The sequence below is a fragment of the Gordonia insulae genome (assembly GCF_003855095.1).
Classification (GTDB): domain Bacteria; phylum Actinomycetota; class Actinomycetes; order Mycobacteriales; family Mycobacteriaceae; genus Gordonia; species Gordonia insulae.
On sequence record NZ_CP033972.1, the window covers coordinates 1,834,924 to 1,856,193 of the forward strand.

At 67.0% G+C, this 21,270-nt stretch carries 19 protein-coding genes and 1 tRNA gene; 11 read left to right on the top strand and 9 right to left on the bottom strand.

All coding sequences use genetic code 11. From position 1 onward, the window contains the following. Positions 1-6 precede the first annotated feature (6 nt). On the bottom strand, positions 7-762 hold the full coding sequence (locus tag D7316_RS08285; protein ID WP_124707861.1) for a lytic transglycosylase domain-containing protein: 756 nt from the start codon (positions 760-762) through the stop codon (positions 7-9). 152 nt (positions 763-914) lie between these two features. On the opposite strand from D7316_RS08285, the gene efeU reads away from it, so the two are divergent. The 3 genes from efeU to efeB are packed head-to-tail and all read left to right on the top strand — an operon-like array spanning position 915 to position 4,356. Then, the gene (efeU, locus tag D7316_RS08290) at positions 915-1,826 is read left to right on the top strand and encodes an iron uptake transporter permease EfeU (RefSeq protein WP_124707862.1); all 912 of its coding nucleotides are present in this window, start codon (positions 915-917) and stop codon (positions 1,824-1,826) included. A gap of 13 nt (positions 1,827-1,839) precedes the next feature. Continuing rightward, a complete protein-coding gene (gene efeO / locus D7316_RS08295) occupies positions 1,840-3,048 on the top strand; it encodes an iron uptake system protein EfeO (RefSeq protein WP_124707863.1) in 1,209 nt (402 codons plus the stop codon). Beyond that, positions 3,049-4,356, top strand: coding sequence for an iron uptake transporter deferrochelatase/peroxidase subunit (gene efeB, locus D7316_RS08300; protein ID WP_124707864.1), 1,308 nt, complete (start codon positions 3,049-3,051; stop codon positions 4,354-4,356). 27 nt (positions 4,357-4,383) lie between these two features. Here the strand turns inward: efeB and D7316_RS08305 are convergent, their stop codons facing one another. The 3 genes from D7316_RS08305 to D7316_RS08315 form a co-directional block, all read right to left on the bottom strand. Next, positions 4,384-5,292, bottom strand: a complete 909-nt coding sequence (locus D7316_RS08305) for a MazG family protein (RefSeq protein ID WP_124707865.1) — start codon at positions 5,290-5,292, stop codon at positions 4,384-4,386. A gap of 67 nt (positions 5,293-5,359) precedes the next feature. Next, positions 5,360-8,950, bottom strand: coding sequence for a transcription-repair coupling factor (gene mfd, locus D7316_RS08310; RefSeq protein WP_124707866.1), 3,591 nt, complete (start codon positions 8,948-8,950; stop codon positions 5,360-5,362). A 19-nt stretch (positions 8,951-8,969) separates the two neighbouring features. After that, positions 8,970-9,479: a GNAT family N-acetyltransferase gene (locus D7316_RS08315; RefSeq protein WP_124707867.1), complete on the bottom strand. Its 510-nt coding sequence runs from the start codon at positions 9,477-9,479 to the stop codon at positions 8,970-8,972. An 89-nt stretch (positions 9,480-9,568) separates the two neighbouring features. Between D7316_RS08315 and D7316_RS08320 the strand changes: the two genes are divergently transcribed. Beyond that, positions 9,569-10,363, top strand: a complete 795-nt coding sequence (locus D7316_RS08320) for a dioxygenase family protein (protein ID WP_124707868.1) — start codon at positions 9,569-9,571, stop codon at positions 10,361-10,363. Positions 10,364-10,472: 109 nt separating this feature from the next. Here the strand turns inward: D7316_RS08320 and D7316_RS08325 are convergent, their stop codons facing one another. Then, positions 10,473-11,201, bottom strand: a complete 729-nt coding sequence (locus D7316_RS08325; RefSeq protein ID WP_124707869.1) for a TetR/AcrR family transcriptional regulator — start codon at positions 11,199-11,201, stop codon at positions 10,473-10,475. A gap of 46 nt (positions 11,202-11,247) precedes the next feature. Between D7316_RS08325 and D7316_RS08330 the strand changes: the two genes are divergently transcribed. From D7316_RS08330 to D7316_RS08350, 5 genes are all read left to right on the top strand, one after another. After that, a complete protein-coding gene (locus D7316_RS08330; protein ID WP_124707870.1) occupies positions 11,248-11,661 on the top strand; it encodes a nuclear transport factor 2 family protein in 414 nt (137 codons plus the stop codon). A gap of 229 nt (positions 11,662-11,890) precedes the next feature. Continuing rightward, positions 11,891-12,535 carry an ABC transporter permease gene (locus D7316_RS08335; protein WP_124707871.1) on the top strand — a complete coding sequence of 215 codons (645 nt, stop codon included), beginning with the start codon at positions 11,891-11,893 and terminating at the stop codon, positions 12,533-12,535. Then, positions 12,532-13,800, top strand: coding sequence for an ATP-binding cassette domain-containing protein (locus D7316_RS08340; RefSeq protein WP_124707872.1), 1,269 nt, complete (start codon positions 12,532-12,534; stop codon positions 13,798-13,800). Before D7316_RS08335 ends, D7316_RS08340 begins: the two co-directional genes overlap by 4 nt. After that, positions 13,797-14,534, top strand: a complete 738-nt coding sequence (locus D7316_RS08345; RefSeq protein WP_124707873.1) for an ABC transporter permease — start codon at positions 13,797-13,799, stop codon at positions 14,532-14,534. Before D7316_RS08340 ends, D7316_RS08345 begins: the two co-directional genes overlap by 4 nt. A gap of 41 nt (positions 14,535-14,575) precedes the next feature. Then, a complete protein-coding gene (locus D7316_RS08350; protein WP_124711201.1) occupies positions 14,576-15,523 on the top strand; it encodes a glycine betaine ABC transporter substrate-binding protein in 948 nt (315 codons plus the stop codon). On the opposite strand, the gene D7316_RS08355 is transcribed toward D7316_RS08350, so the two are convergent. After that, positions 15,516-16,181: a TetR/AcrR family transcriptional regulator gene (locus D7316_RS08355; protein WP_124707874.1), complete on the bottom strand. Its 666-nt coding sequence runs from the start codon at positions 16,179-16,181 to the stop codon at positions 15,516-15,518. The two genes, D7316_RS08350 and D7316_RS08355, sit on opposite strands and share 8 nt — an antisense overlap. 95 nt (positions 16,182-16,276) lie before the next feature. On the opposite strand from D7316_RS08355, the gene D7316_RS08360 reads away from it, so the two are divergent. Together D7316_RS08360 and D7316_RS08365 are read left to right on the top strand one after the other, a co-directional pair. Beyond that, positions 16,277-17,788: a DHA2 family efflux MFS transporter permease subunit gene (locus D7316_RS08360; RefSeq protein ID WP_124707875.1), complete on the top strand. Its 1,512-nt coding sequence runs from the start codon at positions 16,277-16,279 to the stop codon at positions 17,786-17,788. 81 nt (positions 17,789-17,869) lie between these two features. Next, entirely contained in the window at positions 17,870-19,387 is a 1,518-nt protein-coding gene (locus D7316_RS08365; protein ID WP_232016823.1) for an amidohydrolase, read from the top strand. 1 nt (position 19,388) lies between these two features. Here D7316_RS08365 and D7316_RS08370 read toward each other — a convergent pair whose 3' ends face one another. From D7316_RS08370 to D7316_RS08380, 3 genes are all read right to left on the bottom strand, one after another. Beyond that, on the bottom strand, positions 19,389-20,030 hold the full coding sequence (locus D7316_RS08370) for a chymotrypsin family serine protease (protein ID WP_124707877.1): 642 nt from the start codon (positions 20,028-20,030) through the stop codon (positions 19,389-19,391). A gap of 163 nt (positions 20,031-20,193) precedes the next feature. Then, positions 20,194-20,265, bottom strand: a tRNA-Gln gene (locus D7316_RS08375). A 128-nt stretch (positions 20,266-20,393) separates the two neighbouring features. Then, a complete protein-coding gene (locus D7316_RS08380; protein ID WP_124707878.1) occupies positions 20,394-21,149 on the bottom strand; it encodes an SDR family oxidoreductase in 756 nt (251 codons plus the stop codon). Between the last annotated feature and the right edge of the window lie 121 nt (positions 21,150-21,270).

A 21,270-nucleotide genomic window follows, 5' to 3' on the forward strand; every position in this document is an offset into this window, starting at 1 on the left:
ATGAGGTCAGTACCGGACGTTGATCGAGTAGGCGTTGGCCCGGTCACGGACGTCGAGGACGTACTGGGTCGAGTTGTTGTAGACCTTCACCGCGTTCTCCCAGCCCTCCGGAGTCGTCATGTCACCACCGGAGGACACACAGAGGTAGCGGGCCGCCGACAGCGCGGCGTCGTCGATGTTGTCCGGGTCGGCCTTGCCGTCGCCGTTGGCGTCGACGCCGTATCGGTTCCAGGTCTCGGGGATGAACTGGAAGGGGCCCATCGCCCGGTCATGGGTGGCGTCACCGTCCATCCGGCCACCGTCGGTGTCGTGGATCTGCATGTTGCCCTTGGTCCCGTCCAGCGCCACACCGCGGATCGGCGGCGAGGTGTCCCCGTTCGCCGCGATGTCGGTGCCGTGATGCGTGCCGTGTTTGCTCTCGACGGCCGCGACGCCGGCCAACGTCGTCCAGGCGAGACCGCATTCCGGGTGCTGCTGGCGCTGGATCTCCGCTGCGTTGCCGTACGCCTCGAGTGCGATCAGCGGGATACCCGTCGAGTCGGCGATGGGACCCGCCCACTCGCGCATCAGCTCGGCGGTCCGCCCCGGGGCGTTGATGTCGATGTACGGGGTGGGCGCGCCGGCACCCGGCGGGATGCCATCAGGGATGTCGGGCCGGTTCATCGACGGCAGATCCAAGCAGGCCGAGGCGACCAACGCCGTCGCCCCGATGATCACCGGAGTCAGCAGCAATCGCCTGCCGGCTCCATGCCTCACCCTCATCCACCCTCCACATGCCGTCCTTGGGACCTTTGTCCCGTTCTCCATGACAACTTTGCGATACGACTTTCGGTTCCCGGACCCCGGGGGCTACTGTCACCTGGTTAGCCTCACCAAACCTGCATCACGGCGTGATGCGGTCATAGAGAGTTCCGATGGAGTATTTGGCTGCGGGCGGCGCGCCCTCGATTTTCGCGCAGATGTTCGGCAGCGGACTGATCGGACTTCGCGAAGGCCTCGAAACGGGCATCGTGGTGATGATCCTGGTGGCCTTCGTGGTGAAGTCGGATCGCCGGGACGCCCTGAAATGGATTTGGACCGGCGTGGCCGCGGCCCTGGTGATGGTGGTCGGGATCTTCTTGATCATCCACCTGGGTACGTCGACGGTGACCACGCTGACCGCCGAGTTGATCGCGGGTCTGGCGTCGCTGGTCGCTGTGGCGATCGTCACGTTCATGGTGCTGTGGATGAGCAAGGCCGCCGTGCACATCTCCTCGGACCTCAAGAGCGGGATGTCGGAGGCGCTCGTGGCCGGCGGTGCGTCGGTGCTCACGTTGTCGTTCCTGGCGGTCGGCCGGGAGGGTTTCGAGACCGCATTGTTGATGGTCGGCTACGCCGAGAGTGTCTCCGGTGGACTATGGCCGCTGCTCGGACTGGTGCTGGGCATCCTGGTCGCGGTGATCGTGACGGTGTTGCTCTATCGCGGTGCGGTGCGACTCGACTTCCACAAGTTCTTCCTCTACACGGGGATCTTCCTGATCTTCGTCGCCGCGGGCATCTTGTCCTACGGTGTCCGCGCCCTGCAGACCGTCGGCTGGCTGCCCGGGTCGAACTCCCTGGCCTTCGACATCTCCGAGCACTACGACCAGTCGTCCTGGTACGGCACGGTGTTGGCGGGCATCTTCAACGTGCGCCCGGACCCGACAGTGCTCCAGGTGGTCGCGTGGTGCCTGTACGTGGTGATCGTGCTGTTCTTCTTCCTCCGTGCGAACCGGCCGCGTCGGGCAGCCCCACCGACCAGCGGTTCGCCATCGCAAGCCCCGGCAGCCACTGACGCCGGTACCTGAAAGGAATGACAGGGTGAATCCGAGAATCACCACGCCGATCGCGTTGCTGTCGCTGGGTGTGGCCGCGCCGCTGCTGCTGGCCGGCTGCACATCCAAGGAGGGCACCGATGATGCGATCGCCGTGACCTCGACCAACGATGCGTGTGACCTCGCCTCCAGCGAGGCGCAGACCGGCAACGTGAACTTCGCGGTGACCAACAACGGCTCCAAGGTCACCGAGTTCTACGTGTACGGCAACAACAATCGCGTCCTCGGCGAGGTCGAGAACATCGGTCCCGGCCTCTCGGGCAACCTGACCGTGGATGTCACCGACCCCGGCACGTACACGGTCGCGTGCAAGCCGGGCATGGTCGGCACCGGTATCCGCAAGGAGATCACCGTCACCGGCGAGAAGAAGGCCAAGGAAGAGGTCCCGGCCGACGTCAACGCCGCCAAGGCCCGCTACCTCGACTATGTGCGTGGCCAGGTCAACGGGCTGGCCGCGCAGACCCAGATCTTCGTCGACCACGTCAACGCCGGCGAACTCGACCAGGCGCGCGCCATGTTCGGCCAGGTACGCACCTTCTACGAGCGCATCGAACCGGTCGCCGAATCGTTCCCCGACCTCGACCCCGCAGTCGACATGCGCTGGGATGACACCGAGGACGGTCAGCAGCCGTTCACCGGTTTCCACCGCGTGGAACGCGGTTTGTGGCCGCCGCAGCCCGCCGAGGTCGGCGAGGCACCCGGCCAGATCGCACCCGCCGACGCCGCCAACGCCAAGGCGCAGGACAACGAGGCCGCCATCAAGCAGGCCGCCAACGATCTGCTGGCCAATGTGAACAAACTCAAGACCGAGGTCGACAAACCCGACTTCACCTTCGAGACAAGCCAATTCGTGCAGGGACCCCAGGCGCTGATCGACGAGATCGCCGCCACCAAGGTCGGCGGCGAGGAAGACCGCTACTCCCACACCGACCTGTGGGACTTCGCCGCCAACGTCGACGGCGCCGAAACCCTGATCGCGGAGATGCAACCGATGATCTCGGCCAAGGACCCGGCGCTGATGGACAAGATCACCGCCCAGTTCGCCGACGTCCGCACCGCCATCAACCAGTACCGCGATGGCGACGGGTACGTCACCTACACCCAGGTCACCGAGGCGCAGCGCAAGGAACTGTCCAACAAGATCGACGCCCTGTCGGCATCACTGTCGCAGGTGCCGGGACTGGTGCTGGGATAGATGTCCGAGACCACCCCGCCGCCGGACGAACCCACCGGGCGCCAACGCTTCTCGCGTCGCGCCCTGCTGGGCGGGGCCGGCGTCGGGGTGGTAGCCGCGGCCGCGGGCGGCGTCGCCATCGGTCGTGCGACGGCCGCCGAGGACACAGCGGGTTCGCAGGTCGTCGTTTTCCGCGGCGACCACCAGGCCGGCATCATCACCGCCGCACAGGACCGCCTGCATTTCGCCAGCTTCGACGTCATCACCCGGTCGCGGGACGAGCTGGTCGCCCTGCTCAAGGCGTGGACGACGGCCGCCGAGCGCATGACCCGCGGCGAGGAGACCGCACCCGATGGTGCTGTCGGTCTCGGTGACTACACGCCGCCCGCGGACACCGGTGAGGCACTCGGTCTGGGTGCCGCCAATCTGACCTTGACCATCGGGTTCGGCCCAGGATTGTTCGGCCCGAGCTCATCCGATCCGGACCGTCCGGACCGGTTCGGCATCGCCGACCGCAAACCGGCTGCGCTGGTGGACCTCCCGGCGTTCGCGGCGGAGAAGATCGAGTCGTCCCGCTCCTTCGGCGACATCTGTGTGCAAGCCTGCGCCGACGATCCACAGGTCGCCGTGCATGCCATCCGCAACCTGGCCCGGATGGGACTCGGTGTCGTCGCGGTCCGGTGGTCGCAACTCGGATTCGGCCGGACGTCGGCCACCACGCAGTCCCAGGAAACCCCGCGAAACATGTTCGGATTCAAGGACGGGACCGCGAACCTGCGGGCCGAACAGACCGATCTGCTGAACCGATGGGTCTGGATCGACCAGCAGGACAACCCGCCGGCCGCACAGTGGATGACCGGCGGAACCTATCTCGTGGCTCGCCGGATCCGGATGGACATCGAACCGTGGGATCGGGCCAATCTGCTGGAACAGGAGCAGATCATCGGCCGGTTCAAGGGTTCCGGTGCACCGTTGGGTCAACAGGGCGAGTTCGACACCCCCGACTTCAACGTCACCTCGTACGGCGCTCCGATGATCCCGCGTACCGCCCATGTCCGACTCGCACATCCGGACAACCTCGGCGGCGTGCAGATCCTGCGACGCGGCTACAATTTCACCGATGGTTCGGACGGCTTCGGACATCTCGACGCCGGACTGTTCTTCATCGCGTTCAACCGCGACACCGGCAAGCAGTTCGTCCCCATGCAGCAGGTCCTCTCCCGGCAGGACGCGATGACCGAGTACCTCATCCCGAACGGGTCGTCGGTGTTCGCGATTCCGCCGGGGCTGGGACCCGGCGAGTGGTGGGGTCAGGGACTCTTCGGCTGAGCCGGCCCCCGACCTCGCCCCCCGACCTCAGCCGCCGACGTTGCCCATCGCGGCGAGCCAGGCGTCCCGTGTGCTCGGCACCGTCCCGTCGGTGGCCGCAGCACGTTTCTCGACGTCGCGGACCGCGGCCATGAACGCCCGGACCCGTTGTCGGGCAATCTCTTCGATACTGTCCCCGCCGGGCTCGACCGCCACGGCGGTGATCGCCGGGTCGATAGTGTCGAGCGGGTAGCCGGCGGCGGACAGCCGCTCGAGCACCTTCTGGGTCAATGCGAGCGCAGGGGCCGTCGTCGCGACACCGTCGAGTACCGATCCGCGGTTCTTCTCCGCGGCCTTGCGCTCCTCCCATTCCCGGATCTGTGTTTCGAGATCGGCGTGCGCACCCGACAGGACCCCCGGTGTACGTCCGGTCACCTTGGCGGTGAAGCTGCGTGCCACATCGTCGATGTCGAAGGAGCCGTCGGCGTCGTCGGCGGCGATGCGTGCGTGGAACAGCACCTGCAACAACAGGTCTCCGAGTTCCTCGCGCAACAGATCGGGATCGTCGTCGTCGATGGCGTCGAGCAGCTCGTAGCACTCCTCGAGCAGGTAGCGCCGCAATGACGCGTGCGTCTGTGTGCTCTCCCACGGCCCGTTGCGGCGCAGCGTGTCCATCAGCGCCACCGCCTCCAGCAGCGCATCGCCGGGCACCCGCCGAGCGGAGATGACCTGCTCGCCGCGCTCCATCCGCGCCCGCACGAACGGGTGCGAGCGGTCGCCGGTCAGGAGCGTGGACGCCGGGTCGTCGACCTCGGCCCAGCTCGCCGACGTCTGGCCCAGGTCCCACAGCGTCGCCGGATGGACGTCCTCGGTGATCACCACCGGCCCGGAGAGAAACGGGAACGCCCGCAACGGGATCACGTCGGGGCGAAGTGGATCGAGAAGCACGACGGTCATCGAGGCGTCCTCCGGTTCGGGCTGCGGATGTCACGACCGTAACCCAGGACGGGGTCGGGCCGTGCGGTCAATCGGCGTGTGGACGCAGTGCCAGGAGGAAGCCATTGAGGTAGTCGATGACCTCCTCGTCACGCAGGCGCGCCGATCCGACGCCACCCGTCCGCGGGATCGGCAGTGTGATCACCGACGTCGTGGCGCGATATGCGGCGGCCGGATACAGCCGCTTGAGGCGCACCTGCTCACTGTCGAGCAACGTCATCGGCGAGATCTTCACGCTCGTACCGGCCAGGCCCAACTCGGTGACTCCCCGCTCCCGACAACGCAGACGGAGCCGCGCGATGGCTGCGAGCCGTCGCGTCTCCTCCGGCGGCTCACCGTAGCGGTCGGTGAGCTCGGCGAGCACACCGTCGACGGCCTCGTCGTCGGTCGCCGACGCGAGCTTGCGGTAGGCCTCGAGGCGCAGACGGTCCGAGTCGACGTACTCGACCGGGATGTGGGCGTCGACCGGGAGGTCGATGCGCACCTCGGCCGGCTCCGACGACGTCACCGGGTTGCCGTCGGCCGCCGCCCGGTACGCCTCGACGGCCTCACCGACCAGGCGGACGTACAGGTCGAAGCCGACGCCCGCGACGTGGCCGGACTGTTCGGCGCCCAACACATTTCCCGCGCCGCGCAGTTCGAGGTCCTTGAGCGCGACCGCCATCCCCGCGCCGAGCTCGTTGTTCTGCGCGATCGTGGCGAGGCGGTCGTAGGCCGTCTCGGTCAGCGGGCGGTCGGGGCTGTACAGCAGGTAGGCGTAGCCGCGCTCACGACTTCGTCCGACCCGGCCGCGCAGCTGATGCAGCTGGGAGAGACCGAAGTTCTCCGCGCGGTCGACGATGAGGGTGTTGGCGTTGGAGATGTCGAGGCCGGTCTCGATGATGGTGGTGCAGACCAGTACGTCGTACTCGCGGTTCCAGAATCCCGCGACTGTCCGCTCGAGTTGGTCCTCGCCCATCTGTCCGTGCGCGACCACGACCCGGGCCTCGGGCACCATGTTCGCGATGTCGCGCGCGGCCTTGTCGATGCTCGACACCCGGTTGTGCACGTAGAACACCTGACCGTCGCGCAGCAACTCGCGCCGGATCGCCGCCGCGACCTGCTTGCCCGCGTAGGCACCCACATAGGTGAGGACGGGGTGGCGTTCCTCGGGCGGCGTGAGGATCGTCGACATCTCCCGGATGCCGGCCATCGACATCTCCAGGGTCCGCGGGATCGGCGTGGCCGACATGGTGAGTACGTCGACGTGGGTCCGCAGTGCCTTGATGTGCTCCTTGTGCTCGACGCCGAACCTCTGCTCCTCGTCGACGATGACCAGACCGAGGTCTTTCCAGGTCACCCCGCTCTGCAGGAGCCGATGCGTACCGATCACGATGTCGACGCCGCCGCCGGCCATCTCGCCGATGATCTCCTTGGAGTCCTTCGGATCGGTGAACCGCGACAACCCGCGTACCTTGACCGGAAAGCCGGTCATGCGTTCGGTGAACGTCTGCAGATGCTGTTGCGCCAGAATGGTCGTCGGCACCAGGACCGCGACCTGCTTGCCGTCCTGCACGGCCTTGAACGCGGCGCGGACCGCGATCTCGGTCTTGCCGTACCCCACGTCGCCGACGATCACCCGGTCCATCGGGACCGCGCGTTCCATGTCGGATTTCACCTCGCCGATCACGGTCATCTGATCGATCGTCTCGGTGAAGTCGAACGCGTCCTCCATCTCGCGCTGCCACGGCGTGTCCGGGCTGAACGCGTAGCCGGGGGCCGCGTGGCGTGCGGCGTAGAGCTGGACCAGCTCGCCCGCGATCTCCCGAACCGCCTTGCGCGCTTTGCGTTTGGTGTTCTGCCAGTCGGACCCACCAAGTTTCGACAGCGACGGTTGCTCGCCGCCCACATAGCGCGACAACTGGTCGAGCGCGTCCATCGGAACGAACAGACGATCACCCGGCTGGCCCCGCTTGCCGGCCGCGTACTCGAGGACGAGGTACTCGCGACGAGCCCCGGAGACCGTGCGCTCGATCATCTCGACGAACTTGCCGATGCCGTGCTGATCGTGCACCACCAGGTCGCCGGCGGTCAGCGCGAGCGGATCAACCTGGTTGCGGCGCTTGGCGGGTAGTCGCCGGCCGTCTTTCACCCCGGCGACGCGGTTGCCCGTCAGATCGGTCTCGGTGACGATGACCAGACGCGCGTCCGGGCACACCACGCCGGCGCGCAGGGTGCCGTGGTAGACCGAGACCTGGCCGGGCTGCGGCCGCGCGCCCGGCTCGACGATCTCGGCGGGTACCTCGGCCTCGGCGAGGCGTTCGCCGACGCGTTGCGCGGTGCCCTTGCCGGCCACCACGATCGCCGCCGATCCGCCGGTCGTGACGTGGGCGCGAAGGCCGGCGAAGGTCGTCGCGATCTCGTCCTCGTTGCCCCGCGGCGCGGGACCGGCGCTGAGATCGAGCGCGAGCTCGTCGTCGTCGCCGGTGGCCAGTGGACTGATCGTCCACCACGAACGTCCCGATGTGAGCGTGGTCTTCTCCACCTCGTCCAACGACCGATAGGCACTCGCCTGCAGGTCGATACCGGTGCCGTTGTTGCCGCGACCGTCGACCGGCGCATCGGCGCCCATCGCGGCGGCGGTCCACGAGGCCTCGAGGAACTCCGCGCCGGTCTGCGCGAGGTCGGCCGCTCGGGTACGGACCTTCTCCGGGTCGAGCAACAGCACGCCGGTGCCCGCTGGCAGGACCTCGGTGAGGATCTGCATCTGGCCGTCGACGAGCATCGGGATCAGCGCTTCCATGCCCTCCACGGGCATGCCCTCGGCCAGTTTCGTCAGCATCTCGACGAGAACCTGTTCGTCGGCGCGCTCGGCGGCGAGATCGGCGGCGCGTGCCCGCACCTCCGGGGTCAGGATCAGCTCGCGGCCGGGATGGATGCGGACCGTCGACGCGTCGATCTCGGGCTGGCTGCGTTGGTCGGCCACCGAGAAGGCACGCATCTCGGAGATCTCGTCGCCCCAGAATTCGACGCGGACCGGGAACTCGGCCGTCGTCGGGAAGACGTCGAGAATGCCGCCGCGCACCGCGAACTCGCCGCGACGGCCGACCATGTCGACCCGCTCGTAGGCCATCTCGACCAGATCGGTCAGCAGGACCTCGAAGTCGAGCTCGAGGCCCTCGCGCAGGGTGATGGTGCGCACCCCACCCAGGCCGGGCGCCATCGGCTGGACCAGGGAGCGGACCGTCGTGACCACGACCCGCAGTGGGGAGCCCTCCCCCGGGTGGGCGAGGCGATGCAGCACCGCGAGTCGCTGACCGACGGTGTCCGCACTGGGCGACAGCCGCTCGTGGGGCAGCGTCTCCCACGACGGGAACTGGGCGACGGCGTCAGCGTCGTCGAGGAGTTCGGCGAGCTCGGCGGTCAGGTCGTCGGCTTCCCGCCCGTTGGCGGAGACGACGAGCAGCGGCGCCGAACCGGCGTCGCCGGCTGCGGCGAGACATGCGACGACGAATGGGCGGGCGGCGTCGGGCGCCGTGATGTCGAGTCGATCCTGACCCCGCCGACCGACCAGTTCCGCGATTGTCTTGTCTGCGCATGTGACCGCGGCGAGCCCGTGCAGGGCGGGGGTTGACGACACTCCAGCGATTCTAGTGCCGTCAGGCGACAGGTCGGTCGAGCGGTCGTTGCATGTAGACGCAGTCGATCCACTGGTCGAATTTGTATCCGACCTCCGGGGTGCGGCCGACCTCGACGAAACCGTGTCTGGCGTGCAGGGCGATCGATGCGTCGCCGCCCGTCGCGGAGATCACGGCGACGATCTGCCGGACGTTGGCGGGGTCGGCGGCGTCGATCAGCGCGCCGAGCAGCGCCGACCCGAGACCGCGACCGCCCGCGTCCGGGTGGAGATAGATGGTGTCCTCGGTGGTGCGCTCGTAGGCCTTCTTGTCGCGGAACGATCCGAGGTAGGCGAACCCGAGGACCACGCCCTGCTCCTCGACCACCAGGAACGGACGCCCGGCAGCGACGACCGCGGCGAGTTTGGCCTCCCATGTCGCGACGGCGGGTGCCTCGTAGTCGAAGGTGGCGACAGTGTGCTCGACGTAATGTCGGTAGATGTCGGCGACGGCTGCACAGTCCGCCGGAGCCGCGGGACGGATGGTGACCATGGGCTCGATGATGCCGGATCGGCGTCGCCGGCGAGCATCTGCCCACCCACTCCCGGAATCAACCGGACCACGGTCCTGTTAGCTAGGATATGAGCATGTCAGAGCCCATTCATCGTCAGCCTGCGTTGTTTCTGAGCCACGGCGCACCGCCGCTGGTCGACAGCGAGCGATGGGTGGGGCAGCTCACCGGGCTCGCCGGCCGGCTGGACCGGCCGTCAGCGATCCTCGTGGTGTCCGCACACTGGGAGGCGGCGCCCCTGACGATCGGGTCGACCGACCCCACCGCACCCCTCACCTACGATTTCTGGGGGTTCCCGGACCGCTTCTACCAGACGACCTACTGGTCGCCGGGTGCCGGCGATCTCGCCGACCGGGTCGCGTCGATGATGCCCGACGGCGAGCCGATCGCCCACGATCACCGGCGTCGCCTCGATCACGGCGCGTACGTGCCGCTCACCGTCATGTACCCCGATGCCGACATCCCGGTGCTCCAGATCTCCCTGCCGACACTCGACCCCGAGCGCTTGCTCGAACTCGGTCGACGCCTCGCCCCGCTCCGCGACGAGGGCGTGCTCATCATCGGGTCCGGGTTCACCACGCACGGCTTGCCCTACTTGACCGACCCTCGGGCCGACGCCACCCCGCCGGGGTGGTCGAAGGAGTTCGACGCCTGGGCGCACGAGCGGTTCGCCGCAGGCGATGTCGAGTCGTTGATCGACTTCCGGAATCGGGCACCGGGCATGCCGTACGCACACCCGACGATCGAACATTTCTCCCCCCTGTTCGTCGCGCTCGGCGCCAGCGACGATGTCGAGCAACGCCCCGATCAAGTCATCGACGGATTCTGGATGGGGTTGGCCAAGCGAAGCCTGGTACTGAACTGATGCACTCCGGATCTGCCGGTGCGGTGCCCTACGAGATCCGTTGATCAACAACATGATCGAGTCGCGTCCAGTCGGCGATCCCGGCCAGACCGGACGCCGAGGGCCCGAGCTACTCCCCCGTCGCTTCGCTCGCCCCGGTCACATCCTCATCCACAACGGTTCGGTCGCGTGGCTCCACGTAGTCCGGGCCGACGAGTTCCGGTCGGGGATCGAGCCGGGTGAGACCGTTCCAGCAGAGGTTCACCAGGTGCGCGGCGACGACCTCCTTGGACGGCTCGCGGACGTCGAGCCACCATTGCGCGGTCACCGAGACCATCCCGACCAGGGCCTGCGCATAGAGCGGAGCCAGCGTGGGATCGAAGCCGCGGCGCTCGAAATCGCTCGCAAGAATGTGCTCGACCTGACTGATGGCGTCGTTCAGCAGACTCGAATACGTGCCGGGTTCGCTTGTGTTGGTGCGGTCGCCGCGCACGAGGATGCGGAATCCGTCGGTGCGCTCCTCCATGTACGTCAACAACGCGAGGGCGACCTGCTGGATGCGGTACAGCGACCGGTTCTTGGTCAGCGATGAGGTGACCATCTCCAAGAGGGTCTCCATCTCGCGATCGACCACGACCGCATACAGGCCCTCCTTGCCGCCGAAATGCTCGTAGACGATCGGCTTGGACACCCCGGCACGCTGGGCGATCTCCTCGATCGAGGTGCCCTCGAAACCCCGCTCGGCGAAGAGCCCGCGTGCGACCTCGATCAGCTGCAACCGACGCTGGGCGCCGGTCATCCGGGCCCGGGGTGCGCGCTGCACCTCTCCGGACTTGTCGGTCGGGCGGCTCACTGCCATACCGACAACACTAACGATGCGGCAGACATCCTGGTAATCAGTAGACATGCTGACCATCGAGGAGATCTCCGCCCGGCTCGAGATCCAACAGGTGCTGACCGACTACTCGACGGCCGTCGACTCCGGCAGGTTCGACGACCTCGATCAGGTGTTCACCACCGACGCCGTCGTCGACTACAGCGTGATGGGCGGCATCACCGGCGACCTCGCCGAGGTGAAAGCATGGCTCGCGCAGGTGCTCCCGGCGTTCTCCGCGTACTGCCATCTCGTCGGCAATCACGACATCCGGATCGACGGCGACTCCGCGGAAACCCGGTCACTGTGTCTGAATCCGATGCAGACACCGGACAAGTCGACGTATCTGTTGGGGCTCTGGTATTCCGACACCTGGCGACTGACCGATGACGGCTGGCGTATCCGCACGCGAACATTGGAAAAGTGTTTCGACGCGCAACTCTGACTCACCGTGAGCCGAAGTCATCATTCTTTCGTCAATCGTTACCTTGTCGGTATCCGCACAGCTCAGAGCACACCGAGTGGCCGTCTCGCACAGTATTGATCGTCATCGAAATCGCGCAAAACCTTCGGCGAACCCATATTCGGCGATAAGCTTCGACACGGTTCAGCTCCGGATTCCGGCCACGGTTGACGACTGACCACCGTCGGGGCCGACTACCAGGGGGTTCGGTTTGCAGCTGTGGGATTACGTACAGGGGCACGCGTCCTCCCTGACGTTCCTCACGTATCAGCACGCCTCGCTCGCCTTCCAGACCGTCCTGGTGGGCACGCTGGTCGCGGTGCTGATCGCCGTCCTGGTCTATCGGCTTCCATTCATGTCGGCGTTCACGCTGACGAGCAGCCGGGTCGCGTTGACCATTCCTTCGCTGGCGCTCCTGGCACTGCTCATCGTGCCGTTCGGACTCGGTGTCGTCCCGTCATTCATCATGCTCGCCTTCTTCGCGACGATGCCGGTGATCGGCAATGCGATCGTCGGGTTGCGGTCGGTTCCCGCATCGGTGATCGAATCGGCGCGGGGAATCGGCCTGTCGCGCTGGCGCATCCTCCTCACCGTCGAGCTACCGATCGCGTGGCCGGTGATCCTCACCGGGATTCGGGTGTCGACGCAGATGATCATCGGCGTCGCCGCCATCGTCGCCTACGTCCTCGGACCCGGCCTCGGCTCCCTGATCTTCAGCGGACTCTCGCGCCTCGGCGGAGCCAACGCACTCGAGATGACCCTCGCCGGAACGATTCTCATCATCATCATCGCCCTCATATTCGACGGTCTGCTCGTTCTGCTCGGGCGCCTCACCATCTCCAAAGGACTGCAATGACCGAATTGTCCACCGCGTCCTCGCAGCCCGAGCGTACCGTCACCGGTGCGTCGATCCAGCTCGACGGAGTGATGAAACAGTATCGCGGCCAAGACAAGCCGGCCGTCGCGGAACTCGATCTCGAGATCGAGGCCGGCGACATCGTCACCTTCGTCGGCCCCTCGGGCTGCGGCAAGACGACGACGTTGAAGATGATCAACCGGCTGATCGAACCCAGCGAGGGACGGATTCTCATCGACGGTCGCGACGTGACCCACGAGAACCCGGACAAACTGCGGCAGGGCATCGGTTACGTGATCCAGTCCGGTGGCCTCTTCCCCCACTGGTCGGTCGAGAAGAACATCGCTGCCATCCCACGAGTCCTCGGCTGGGACAAGAAGCGTATCGCCGAGCGCACCGAGTACCTGCTGGACCTCGTCGGGCTCGACGCCGCAACCTTCGCCCACCGCCTGCCCAAGGACATGTCCGGCGGGCAGCAGCAGCGCGTCGGCGTCGCGCGTGCCTTGGCCGCCGATCCGCCCATTCTGTTGATGGACGAGCCGTTCGGTGCAGTCGACCCGATCACTCGTGTCCGATTGCAGGACAGCCTGATCGCCATCCAGCACGAGTTGGGCAAGACGATCGTGGTGGTCACCCATGACTTCGAGGAGGCGACCAAGCTCGGGGACAAGGTGCTCATCCTGTCCGAGGGCGGCCACATCGAGCAGTACGCCGCACCGGAGGAGATCCTCGCCAACCCCGCGACACCGTTCGTGGAGGACTTCATCGGCTCCGGGGCCACGCTCGCCCATCTGACCTTGTCGCGCGTGCGGGACGTACCGCCCGAAGGTGTCACCACGGCCCAGGTCGGGGAGACCTCGGAGACGGTCATCAGGCGAGCACGGGCCGCGGGCCACACCTGGGTCGTCGTGGTGGACAACCTGGGCCATCCCCGCGCGTGGCCGTCCCTGGACGAACTCGCGGCCAAGCCGCAGGTCTCGGACTACATCGATCGCCGCCTCCCCGTGGTCGCCCGGTCGTCCACCCTCAACGACGCCCTCGACTCCATGCTGGCGGCCAGCCAGGGAGGTGTGCTCGTCACGGACGGACGCGGTGCGGTGATCGGGTCGCTGTCGATCGGGACGGTCATGGAGATCATCCGCGGGCAGCTGTCCGAGGCGCGCCCGGAGGAAGAGCACACGAACTACGTCGAGCACCCGGAGGGCACCCACAGCGGCGAGATGCCGGTCATCGTTGCCGCGGACGAACCCGACGAGCCGGCATGAGACGATTCCGCAACCTCCCCATCGACGTGTGGCTGGAACCACTGCTCATCGTCGTGCTCCTCGCCGGTTACATCATCTGGTACCAGAACACCACCCTGACCGAGACCGAGGCCGCCGCCCTCGGCTGGGACAACCTGCGTATCACCATCTTCGACCACATCAAGCTGACCGTCACGGCAACCGTGATCGTCATCGCCATCGCGATCCCACTCGGCATCCTGCTGACGCGACCATCGATGAAGTGGCTCAACCCGATCGCGATCAACATCGCGAACGTGGGCCAGGCGGCGCCCGCTGTCGGCCTGCTCGTGCTCTTCACCTTCTGGCTCGGAACGGGATTCCGGACCGCGGTGATCGGTCTCGTGGTCTACGCGATCCTGCCGATCCTGCAGAACACCATCGTCGGACTGCGGCAGGTGGACCAGCGCACCGTCGAGGCCTCGCGCGGCATCGGCTATTCGGGGGCCCGCACACTCATCCAGGTCGAACTGCCGCTGGCGGTCCCGGTGATCCTCAACGGCGTCCGCACCGCCCTGGTCATCCTCGTCGGCACCGCGACGCTGAGTACCTTCATCGGTGCGACGAGCCTGGGCACGCTGATCACCACCGGCGTCACGCTCTTCTTGCCGAAACTGCTGGTGTCGGGCGCGGTCCTGGTCGGACTCTTGGCGCTGACGATCGATTGGCTCGGCCGACTCTTCGAACTCTTCGCGACCCCCCGGGGACTGTCGTGAACCGCCATGCCCGCCGACGCGGGCTCCTCCGGGCGACGCTGATGGTCGCGTCGTTCGTCCTACTCCTCGCCGGCTGCGGCCTGGTGAGTTCGTCCGGCACCTTCAAGGTCGCATCGTTGCCCGACGGTCAGAAACCGTTGGAGGGCGCCAAGATCACCGTCACGTCGAAGAACTTCACCGAGAGTGTGCTGCTGGGCAAGATCGCGGCCACGTATCTCGCGGCCGCGGGCGCCGACATCACCGACCTCACCAACGCTCCCGGTTCCGCGTCGTCGCGGCAGGCCCAACTCAACGGCGACGCAGATCTGTTGTGGGAGTACACCGGAACGGCGTGGGTGACCTACCTGCACGAGACCGACGTCATCCCCGATCCGCAGGAATTGTGGCAGAAGGTGCACGACGCCGAACTCGAGCAGAACAATCTGGTGTGGCTGCCGCCGGCGGAGTTCAACGACACCTACGCGTTCGCGGTGTCCGGCCCGACGGCGAAACGGCTGAACGTGAAGACGATGTCGGACATCGCCAAGTTGCCGGTCAACGAACGCACGTTCTGCATCAACGACGAGTTCTTCAGTCGTCCCGACGGATTCCTGCCGATGCTGCAGACCTACGGGATGCCGTACAACACCCCGAACGGCGTGCCCGCGGGCAACGTGACCCAGATGGATTCCGGCGTCGTCTACACGTCGACGGCCAACAGCGCCCCCTGCAACTTCGGCATGGTGTACACCACCGATGGGCGCATCAAGAATCTGCAGCTCACCGTTCTCGAGGACGACAAGAAGTACTTCCTGCCGTACAGCGGAACCGTGGTGGTCCGCAAGGAGACACTCGATCAGTACCCGGAGATCAAGGAACTGATGGGCACGGTCTCCGAGCGGCTGACCGACGATGTGATGCAGGAGCTGAACGGCCGCATCGACATCGATGGTGAGGACCCCGCAGATGTCGCGTACGACTGGCTCAAGAGCGAGGGGCTGATCAGCTAGCGGCGCGAGCCTGCTGGATCGCGCGGATCTGGTCGTCGGTCAGCGGCGGCGTCGTCAGGACGTCGTGCGCGGGGTCCGCGTGAATCGCACGGAGCAGCAGTTCGAGGTAGCGGCGCCACGCCCCGGGTACCACCGGTCGGGTGACGTCGGCGACCGCCGAGATCATCGTGAAGATGCTGAAGAAGTCCGTGCTGGCGACGTCCGGCCGCAGGACACCCGCGCTCTTGGCCCGCGCGAAAACCTCTTCCATCTGCCCGGTCAGATCTGATTTCACGGCCTCGATGTCGGGGTGCGAGTGATCGATCCGCATCATGATCGCAGCCAGACCACGGTCCTCGGCGATGACCGAGCAGAACCAAGTCAGCAGGTCGACGACCGCCGCCCACGGATCCGGGTCGTCGAGGGCGTCCCGCGTCCGCCCCGCGACGCCTTTGAGGTGTTCGGTGAAGACCCCGATGATCAGCTCATCGCGATTGTCGAAACGTCGGTACACCGTTCCCACGCCGACCCCGGCGTGGGCCGCGACGTCATCCATCGACACATCGAGACCGCGCTCGGCGAACAATTCGCGGGCCGCGGCGATGATCTTGAGCCGATTGCGTTCGGCATCGGCGCGCAGCGGGCGGAGGTCGGCGTCGGACGCCGGGGACGTGCTCATGCTCACAGTTTACAACCGGAGGAATGATCTCCGGTTGCGGGTCGTTGGACCCTCAGTAACCGGAGGATGTTCCTCCGCCTGTCCTTGGAGGTTTGATGAGTACCCTCAACGAAATCGACGTACCGGTCGTCGAGAAGGAGTCCGACCAGGCTCGGCACCACCGCCTGCGGTGGGTGGTCCTGGGTGTGCTGGCGCTCGCGCAACTGATGGTCGTCCTCGACGCCACGATCGTGAACATCGCGCTGCCGCACGCGCAGGCCGACCTGGGCTTCGACAACGCCGACCGACAGTGGATCGTCACCGCATATGCATTGGCCTTCGGCAGCCTGTTGCTCCTCGGCGGGCGACTGTCTGATCTGTGGGGCCGCAAGATCACGTTGATCATCGGGCTCGTCGGCTTCGCGGTGATGTCCGCGATCGGCGGCGCCGCGGTGAACTTCGACATGCTGGTCGCGGCGCGTGCCGGCCAGGGCGTCTTCGGTGCACTGCTCGCGCCGGCCGCCCTCTCGCTGCTGACCACCACCTTCACCGACCCGTCGGAGCGTGGCCGTGCATTCGGCATCTTCGGCGCGATCGCCGGTGGTGGCGGAGCGCTCGGCCTGTTGCTCGGCGGCATGCTCACCGAGTGGGCCGACTGGCGCTGGTGCCTGTACGTCAACCTGGTGATCGCCGCGATCGCCCTCGTCGGTGCAGCGTTGTTCATCGGCGCGCACCGCTCGGAGCATCGTCCGCGGCTCGACATCCCCGGTGTCGTGACGGTCTCGATCGCACTGTTCTCCATCGTCTACGGCTTCTCGAACGCCGAGACCAACGGCTGGGGCGACTGGGCCACCATCACGTGGCTCGTGGCCGGTGCCGCCCTGCTCGGCGTGTTCCTCTGGCTGCAGTCCCGAACCGATCACGCCCTGCTGCCGCTCCGCGTGATCCTGGACCGCACCCGCGGCGGTTCGTACCTCGTCGTGTTCATCGCCGGGATCGGCATGTTCGGCATCTTCCTGTTCCTCACCTACTACCTGCAGCAGAACCTCGGATTCAGTCCCATCCGCACGGGCCTGGCCTTCCTGCCGATGATCGGCATGCTGATCGTGACCGCGACGACGTCGACGGCGGTGATCCTCCCCCGGTTCGGCCCGCGCTGGCTGATGACCGGCGGATTGCTCATCGCCGCAAGCGGAATGGTGTACCTGACCCAGATCACCGAGACGAGTTCGTATGCGACGGACATCCTGCCCGCGCTGCTGATCCTGGGACTCGGCATCGGCGCATCGATGGCCCCGGCCATGCAGGGCGCGATCTCGGGTGTCTCCGCCGAGGACGCCGGTGTCGCATCGGCGACGGTGAACACCATGCAACAGGTCGGTGGTTCGGTCGGCACGGCGTTGCTGAGCACCATCGCCGCCAGCTCCGCCTCGGCCTATGTGACGACTCATGCTGCGCACGTGGTGAATCCGGCCGAGCTCGCGCAGCTGGCCGCGGTGCATTCCTACACCACCGCGTTCTGGGTGGCAGCCGCGGTGTTCGCCGCCGGCGGCGTGATCGCCGGATCGGTGGTCCGCAGCGGCAAGCTGCCGGCCGCCGCGGACGGTGCCGTCGCGTTGGCGCACTGACCGCTGACATCGGGCCCGGACACACCTCCTCGGTGTGTCCGGGCCCGTGCCATATCGGCACACATGGTGGAGAGTGTTGACGTGAGCACGTCGACCCTCATCCGCACCGTCCGCCCCGTGCCCGTCCGCACCCGCCGGCCGTACACCGGCCCCGTCGACCTCCGCATCCGCGACGGTCGGATCGTCGACCTCGCACCGGAACTCGCGCCGGCGCCGGACGACATCGTCGTCGACGCGGAAGGCCGATGGGCGATTCCCGGCCTCTGGGACCAGCACGCACACATGACCTGGTGGGCGCAGTCACGGTCACGCCTGGACGTGTCGTCGGCGCGGTCGGCGGCCGATGTCGTCGCACTCGTCGCCGACCATCTCGAGCGACTGGACTCGCCACGGCGCGACAGCCCGATTCTGGGGTTCGGATTCCGACCCGCACTGTGGGCGGCTCAACCCCGGGTCGCCGATCTCGACGGCGTCAGCGGCGACCATCCGGTGATCCTGTCCAGCGGTGACGGACACACCGGGTGGCTCAACTCGGCGGCACTACGACTTCTGGGACTCACGCCCCGAACCGGCGCGATCACCGAAACCCTCTGGTTCTCGGTGCAATCCGCGATCACCGAACTCACCTCGAGCACCGACGACACCGACGAACTGGTGCGCGCCGCGGTGGCCGACGCCGCCGCCAGGGGCGTGGTCGGAATCGTCGACTTCGAGTTCGCCGGCAGCATCTCGTCCTGGCGACGTCGCTTCGCCATGGGCATCGACGACCTTCGGGTGCGGGCCACGGTCTACCCGGCGGGACTCGACGATGCCGTCGCCGAATCACTGCGCACCGGAAGTGAACTCGACGACCGCGGGCTGCTTGCCGTCGGCCCGCTGAAGATCTTCGCCGACGGATCGCTGAATGCACGGACCGCGTTGTGCTTCGAGCCCTACGCCGACGCCGACGACCTGGCACACCCACGCGGCGAGCAGATCTACACGGTCGACGACCTCACCGCTCTCGTCCGCCGCGGACACCGCAACGGTTTCGCGATCGCACTGCATGCGATCGGCGACCGCGCCGTCGACGTCGCCCTGAGTGCGTTCGAGACCACCGGGGCACAGGGCGGCATCGAACACGCCCAACTGATCCGGCCGATCGACATCCCCCGGATGCGTGCGCTGGGCGTACGCGCGAGTGTGCAACCCGCGCATCTCCTCGACGATCAGGTCGTCACCCGGCAGTGCTGGCCGGACCGGATGGACCGCTGTTTCGCGCTGCGGTCACTGCTGCGCGGCGGCGTCGACGTCGCGCTCGGCTCCGATGCGCCGGTGTCGGCACTGGACCCGTGGGTGGCGATGGCGGCGGCGGTCCACCGGGCGGCCGGTGACGACGAACCATGGAACGTCGGCGAGAGCCTGACGGTCGGCGAGGCGCTCGCGGCCTCGACCGATGGTCAGCCCACGCTCGCGGTCGGCGGCCGCGGTGATGTGGTCCTGCTCGACGCCGACCCGCTGCGCCCGGCGCCGACCGCGGCCGAGAGTGCCCGTCGCCTACCCGAACTCCCGGTCGCGGCGACCTTTGTCGGCGGACGGATCACCCACAGCGCGCTGTGACTCAGCGCAGGTGTCGCGGCAACATCGAGACCGGCGCGATCAGCGTGTTGCGATCGGAGCTGCCCGCCGAGAGGATGCCGACGACCCGGCCGCTCGCGTCCCGCACACCCGCACCGCTGTCCCCGGACCGCGACAGGAGATCCGACCGCACGGAGTAGGTCGGGTACTCGATCAGAAACGGTGGTGCGAAAGAGAATCCGCGCGCGGTACGCAACGTGGGCTTCGGGTCGGTCACGACGCCCCGCCCGAACCCGGTCGTCACACCCGCCTTGGAGACGGCCCCGCCTTGCCGGAACGTCGACGTCCAGTCGATGACGTCGCGCTGGACGCGCGTCCGCGGCGCGAGAGCGATCACCGCGATGTCGAGACGCCTGGTGATCCGGTTGGCGCTGATCGTGCCGATCCGCACACCGGCGTTGTCCCGGACCACCTGGCCGACGTTGCCGCAGTGCCCGGCGGTGATCGCCTTCGACCGGGAGATCACCGCACCCAGAGTGCAGTGTGCCTCGGTCACGATCGACTGGTCGACACTGATCCGCATCCCGGATCGGACCGACGGCGCGGCCGCATCGGCCGTCACGGCCGGCGCCGCCACCACACCCAGGGCTGTGAGCACCAGCGCGACAAGCATTTTGATCCGCATTTTCGTCCTCCCGAGCGCATGCATCACACGACTCGATGGATCCGACTCCGTAGGTGCGCTCCGGTCACGCCGTGGGAGGTGAGATTAACACGCGTGCACTGCAGTGAACCGGGCTTGGGAGGAGTGGCCAGGGACAAGTTGCCAGGGACAAGTGCCATGGAAGCTCCCCCACCAGGACTCGAACCTGGAATGCCTGAACCAAAATCAGAAGTGTTGCCGATTACACCATGGGGGAATACTGCGCAGACGATTGTGCCACAGGCTGTTGGTGGCGGTCCGCGCCTGCTCCCGCTCCCCCATTTCGTTCCCGCGCACTCGATCGAAGGAGCGCGCACGAAATGAGGGAGCGGGAACCGGGCACGATCAGTCCTTCGGACCGCCGGCGACGTAGACGACCTGGCCGGAGACGAAGCCCGCACCCTCGGAGATGAAGAACGACGCGGTGTGCGCGATGTCCTCCGGCACCCCGGTGCGGTTCACCGGGATCTGGGATGCGGCCGCTTTCTTGAAGTCCTCGAACGGCACGCCGACACGTTCAGCGGTTGCGGCGGTCATCTCCGTCTCGATGAAGCCGGGGGCGATGGCGTTCGCGGTGACGCCGAACTTGCCGAGCTCGATGGCGAGGGTCTTGGTGAAGCCCTGCATCCCGGCCTTCGCCGCGGAGTAGTTCGCCTGGCCACGGTTGCCGAGGGCGGAGGTGCTCGAGAGGTTGACGATGCGGCCCCAACCAGCGTCGACCATGTGTTTCTGCGCGGCCTTGGTGACATTGAAGGCCCCGCGCAGATGCACGGCCATCACCGCGTCCCAGTCGTCGACGGTCATCTTGAACAGCATGTTGTCGCGGATGATGCCTGCGTTGTTGACCACGACGGTCGGCGGACCGAGCTTCTCGACGATCGTGGCGACGGCAGCGTTGACCGACTCCTCGTTCGAGACGTCGGCGCCCACGGCGATCGCCTTCCCGCCCGCCTCGGTGATGGCCGAGACGGTGGCGGCACACGCGTCCGCGTCCAGATCGAGGACGGCAACGGCGAGGCCGTCGGCGGCCAGTCGCTTGGCGACACCTGCGCCGATGCCGCGCGCGGCTCCGGTGACGATCGCGACTTTCTGAGAGCTCATTCGATGTACCTCCGTTTGTCCGTGGTAGGTCTGATCACCTCTCTGTTTTGTATCAGGCCTGCAGTTCGGCGGGTGAGCGCGCTCGCGCCGACTACCGGTGCGTAACATCGGGCGCGTCGCC

Bases quoted from the DNA above. Each gene is read 5' to 3' on its own strand.
- D7316_RS08285 (WP_124707861.1), bottom strand. From the start codon at position 762: ATGAGGGTGAGGCATGGAGCCGGCAGGCGATTGCTGCTGACTCCGGTG.
- efeU (WP_124707862.1), top strand. From the start codon at position 915: ATGGAGTATTTGGCTGCGGGCGGCGCGCCCTCGATTTTCGCGCAGATG.
- efeB (WP_124707864.1), top strand. From the start codon at position 3,049: ATGTCCGAGACCACCCCGCCGCCGGACGAACCCACCGGGCGCCAACGC.
- D7316_RS08305 (WP_124707865.1), bottom strand. From the start codon at position 5,292: ATGACCGTCGTGCTTCTCGATCCACTTCGCCCCGACGTGATCCCGTTG.
- D7316_RS08315 (WP_124707867.1), bottom strand. From the start codon at position 9,479: ATGGTCACCATCCGTCCCGCGGCTCCGGCGGACTGTGCAGCCGTCGCC.
- D7316_RS08320 (WP_124707868.1), top strand. From the start codon at position 9,569: ATGAGCATGTCAGAGCCCATTCATCGTCAGCCTGCGTTGTTTCTGAGC.
- D7316_RS08325 (WP_124707869.1), bottom strand. From the start codon at position 11,201: ATGGCAGTGAGCCGCCCGACCGACAAGTCCGGAGAGGTGCAGCGCGCA.
- D7316_RS08330 (WP_124707870.1), top strand. From the start codon at position 11,248: ATGCTGACCATCGAGGAGATCTCCGCCCGGCTCGAGATCCAACAGGTG.
- D7316_RS08340 (WP_124707872.1), top strand. From the start codon at position 12,532: ATGACCGAATTGTCCACCGCGTCCTCGCAGCCCGAGCGTACCGTCACC.
- D7316_RS08345 (WP_124707873.1), top strand. From the start codon at position 13,797: ATGAGACGATTCCGCAACCTCCCCATCGACGTGTGGCTGGAACCACTG.
- D7316_RS08350 (WP_124711201.1), top strand. From the start codon at position 14,576: ATGGTCGCGTCGTTCGTCCTACTCCTCGCCGGCTGCGGCCTGGTGAGT.
- D7316_RS08355 (WP_124707874.1), bottom strand. From the start codon at position 16,181: ATGAGCACGTCCCCGGCGTCCGACGCCGACCTCCGCCCGCTGCGCGCC.
- D7316_RS08360 (WP_124707875.1), top strand. From the start codon at position 16,277: ATGAGTACCCTCAACGAAATCGACGTACCGGTCGTCGAGAAGGAGTCC.
- D7316_RS08370 (WP_124707877.1), bottom strand. From the start codon at position 20,030: ATGCGGATCAAAATGCTTGTCGCGCTGGTGCTCACAGCCCTGGGTGTG.
- D7316_RS08380 (WP_124707878.1), bottom strand. From the start codon at position 21,149: ATGAGCTCTCAGAAAGTCGCGATCGTCACCGGAGCCGCGCGCGGCATC.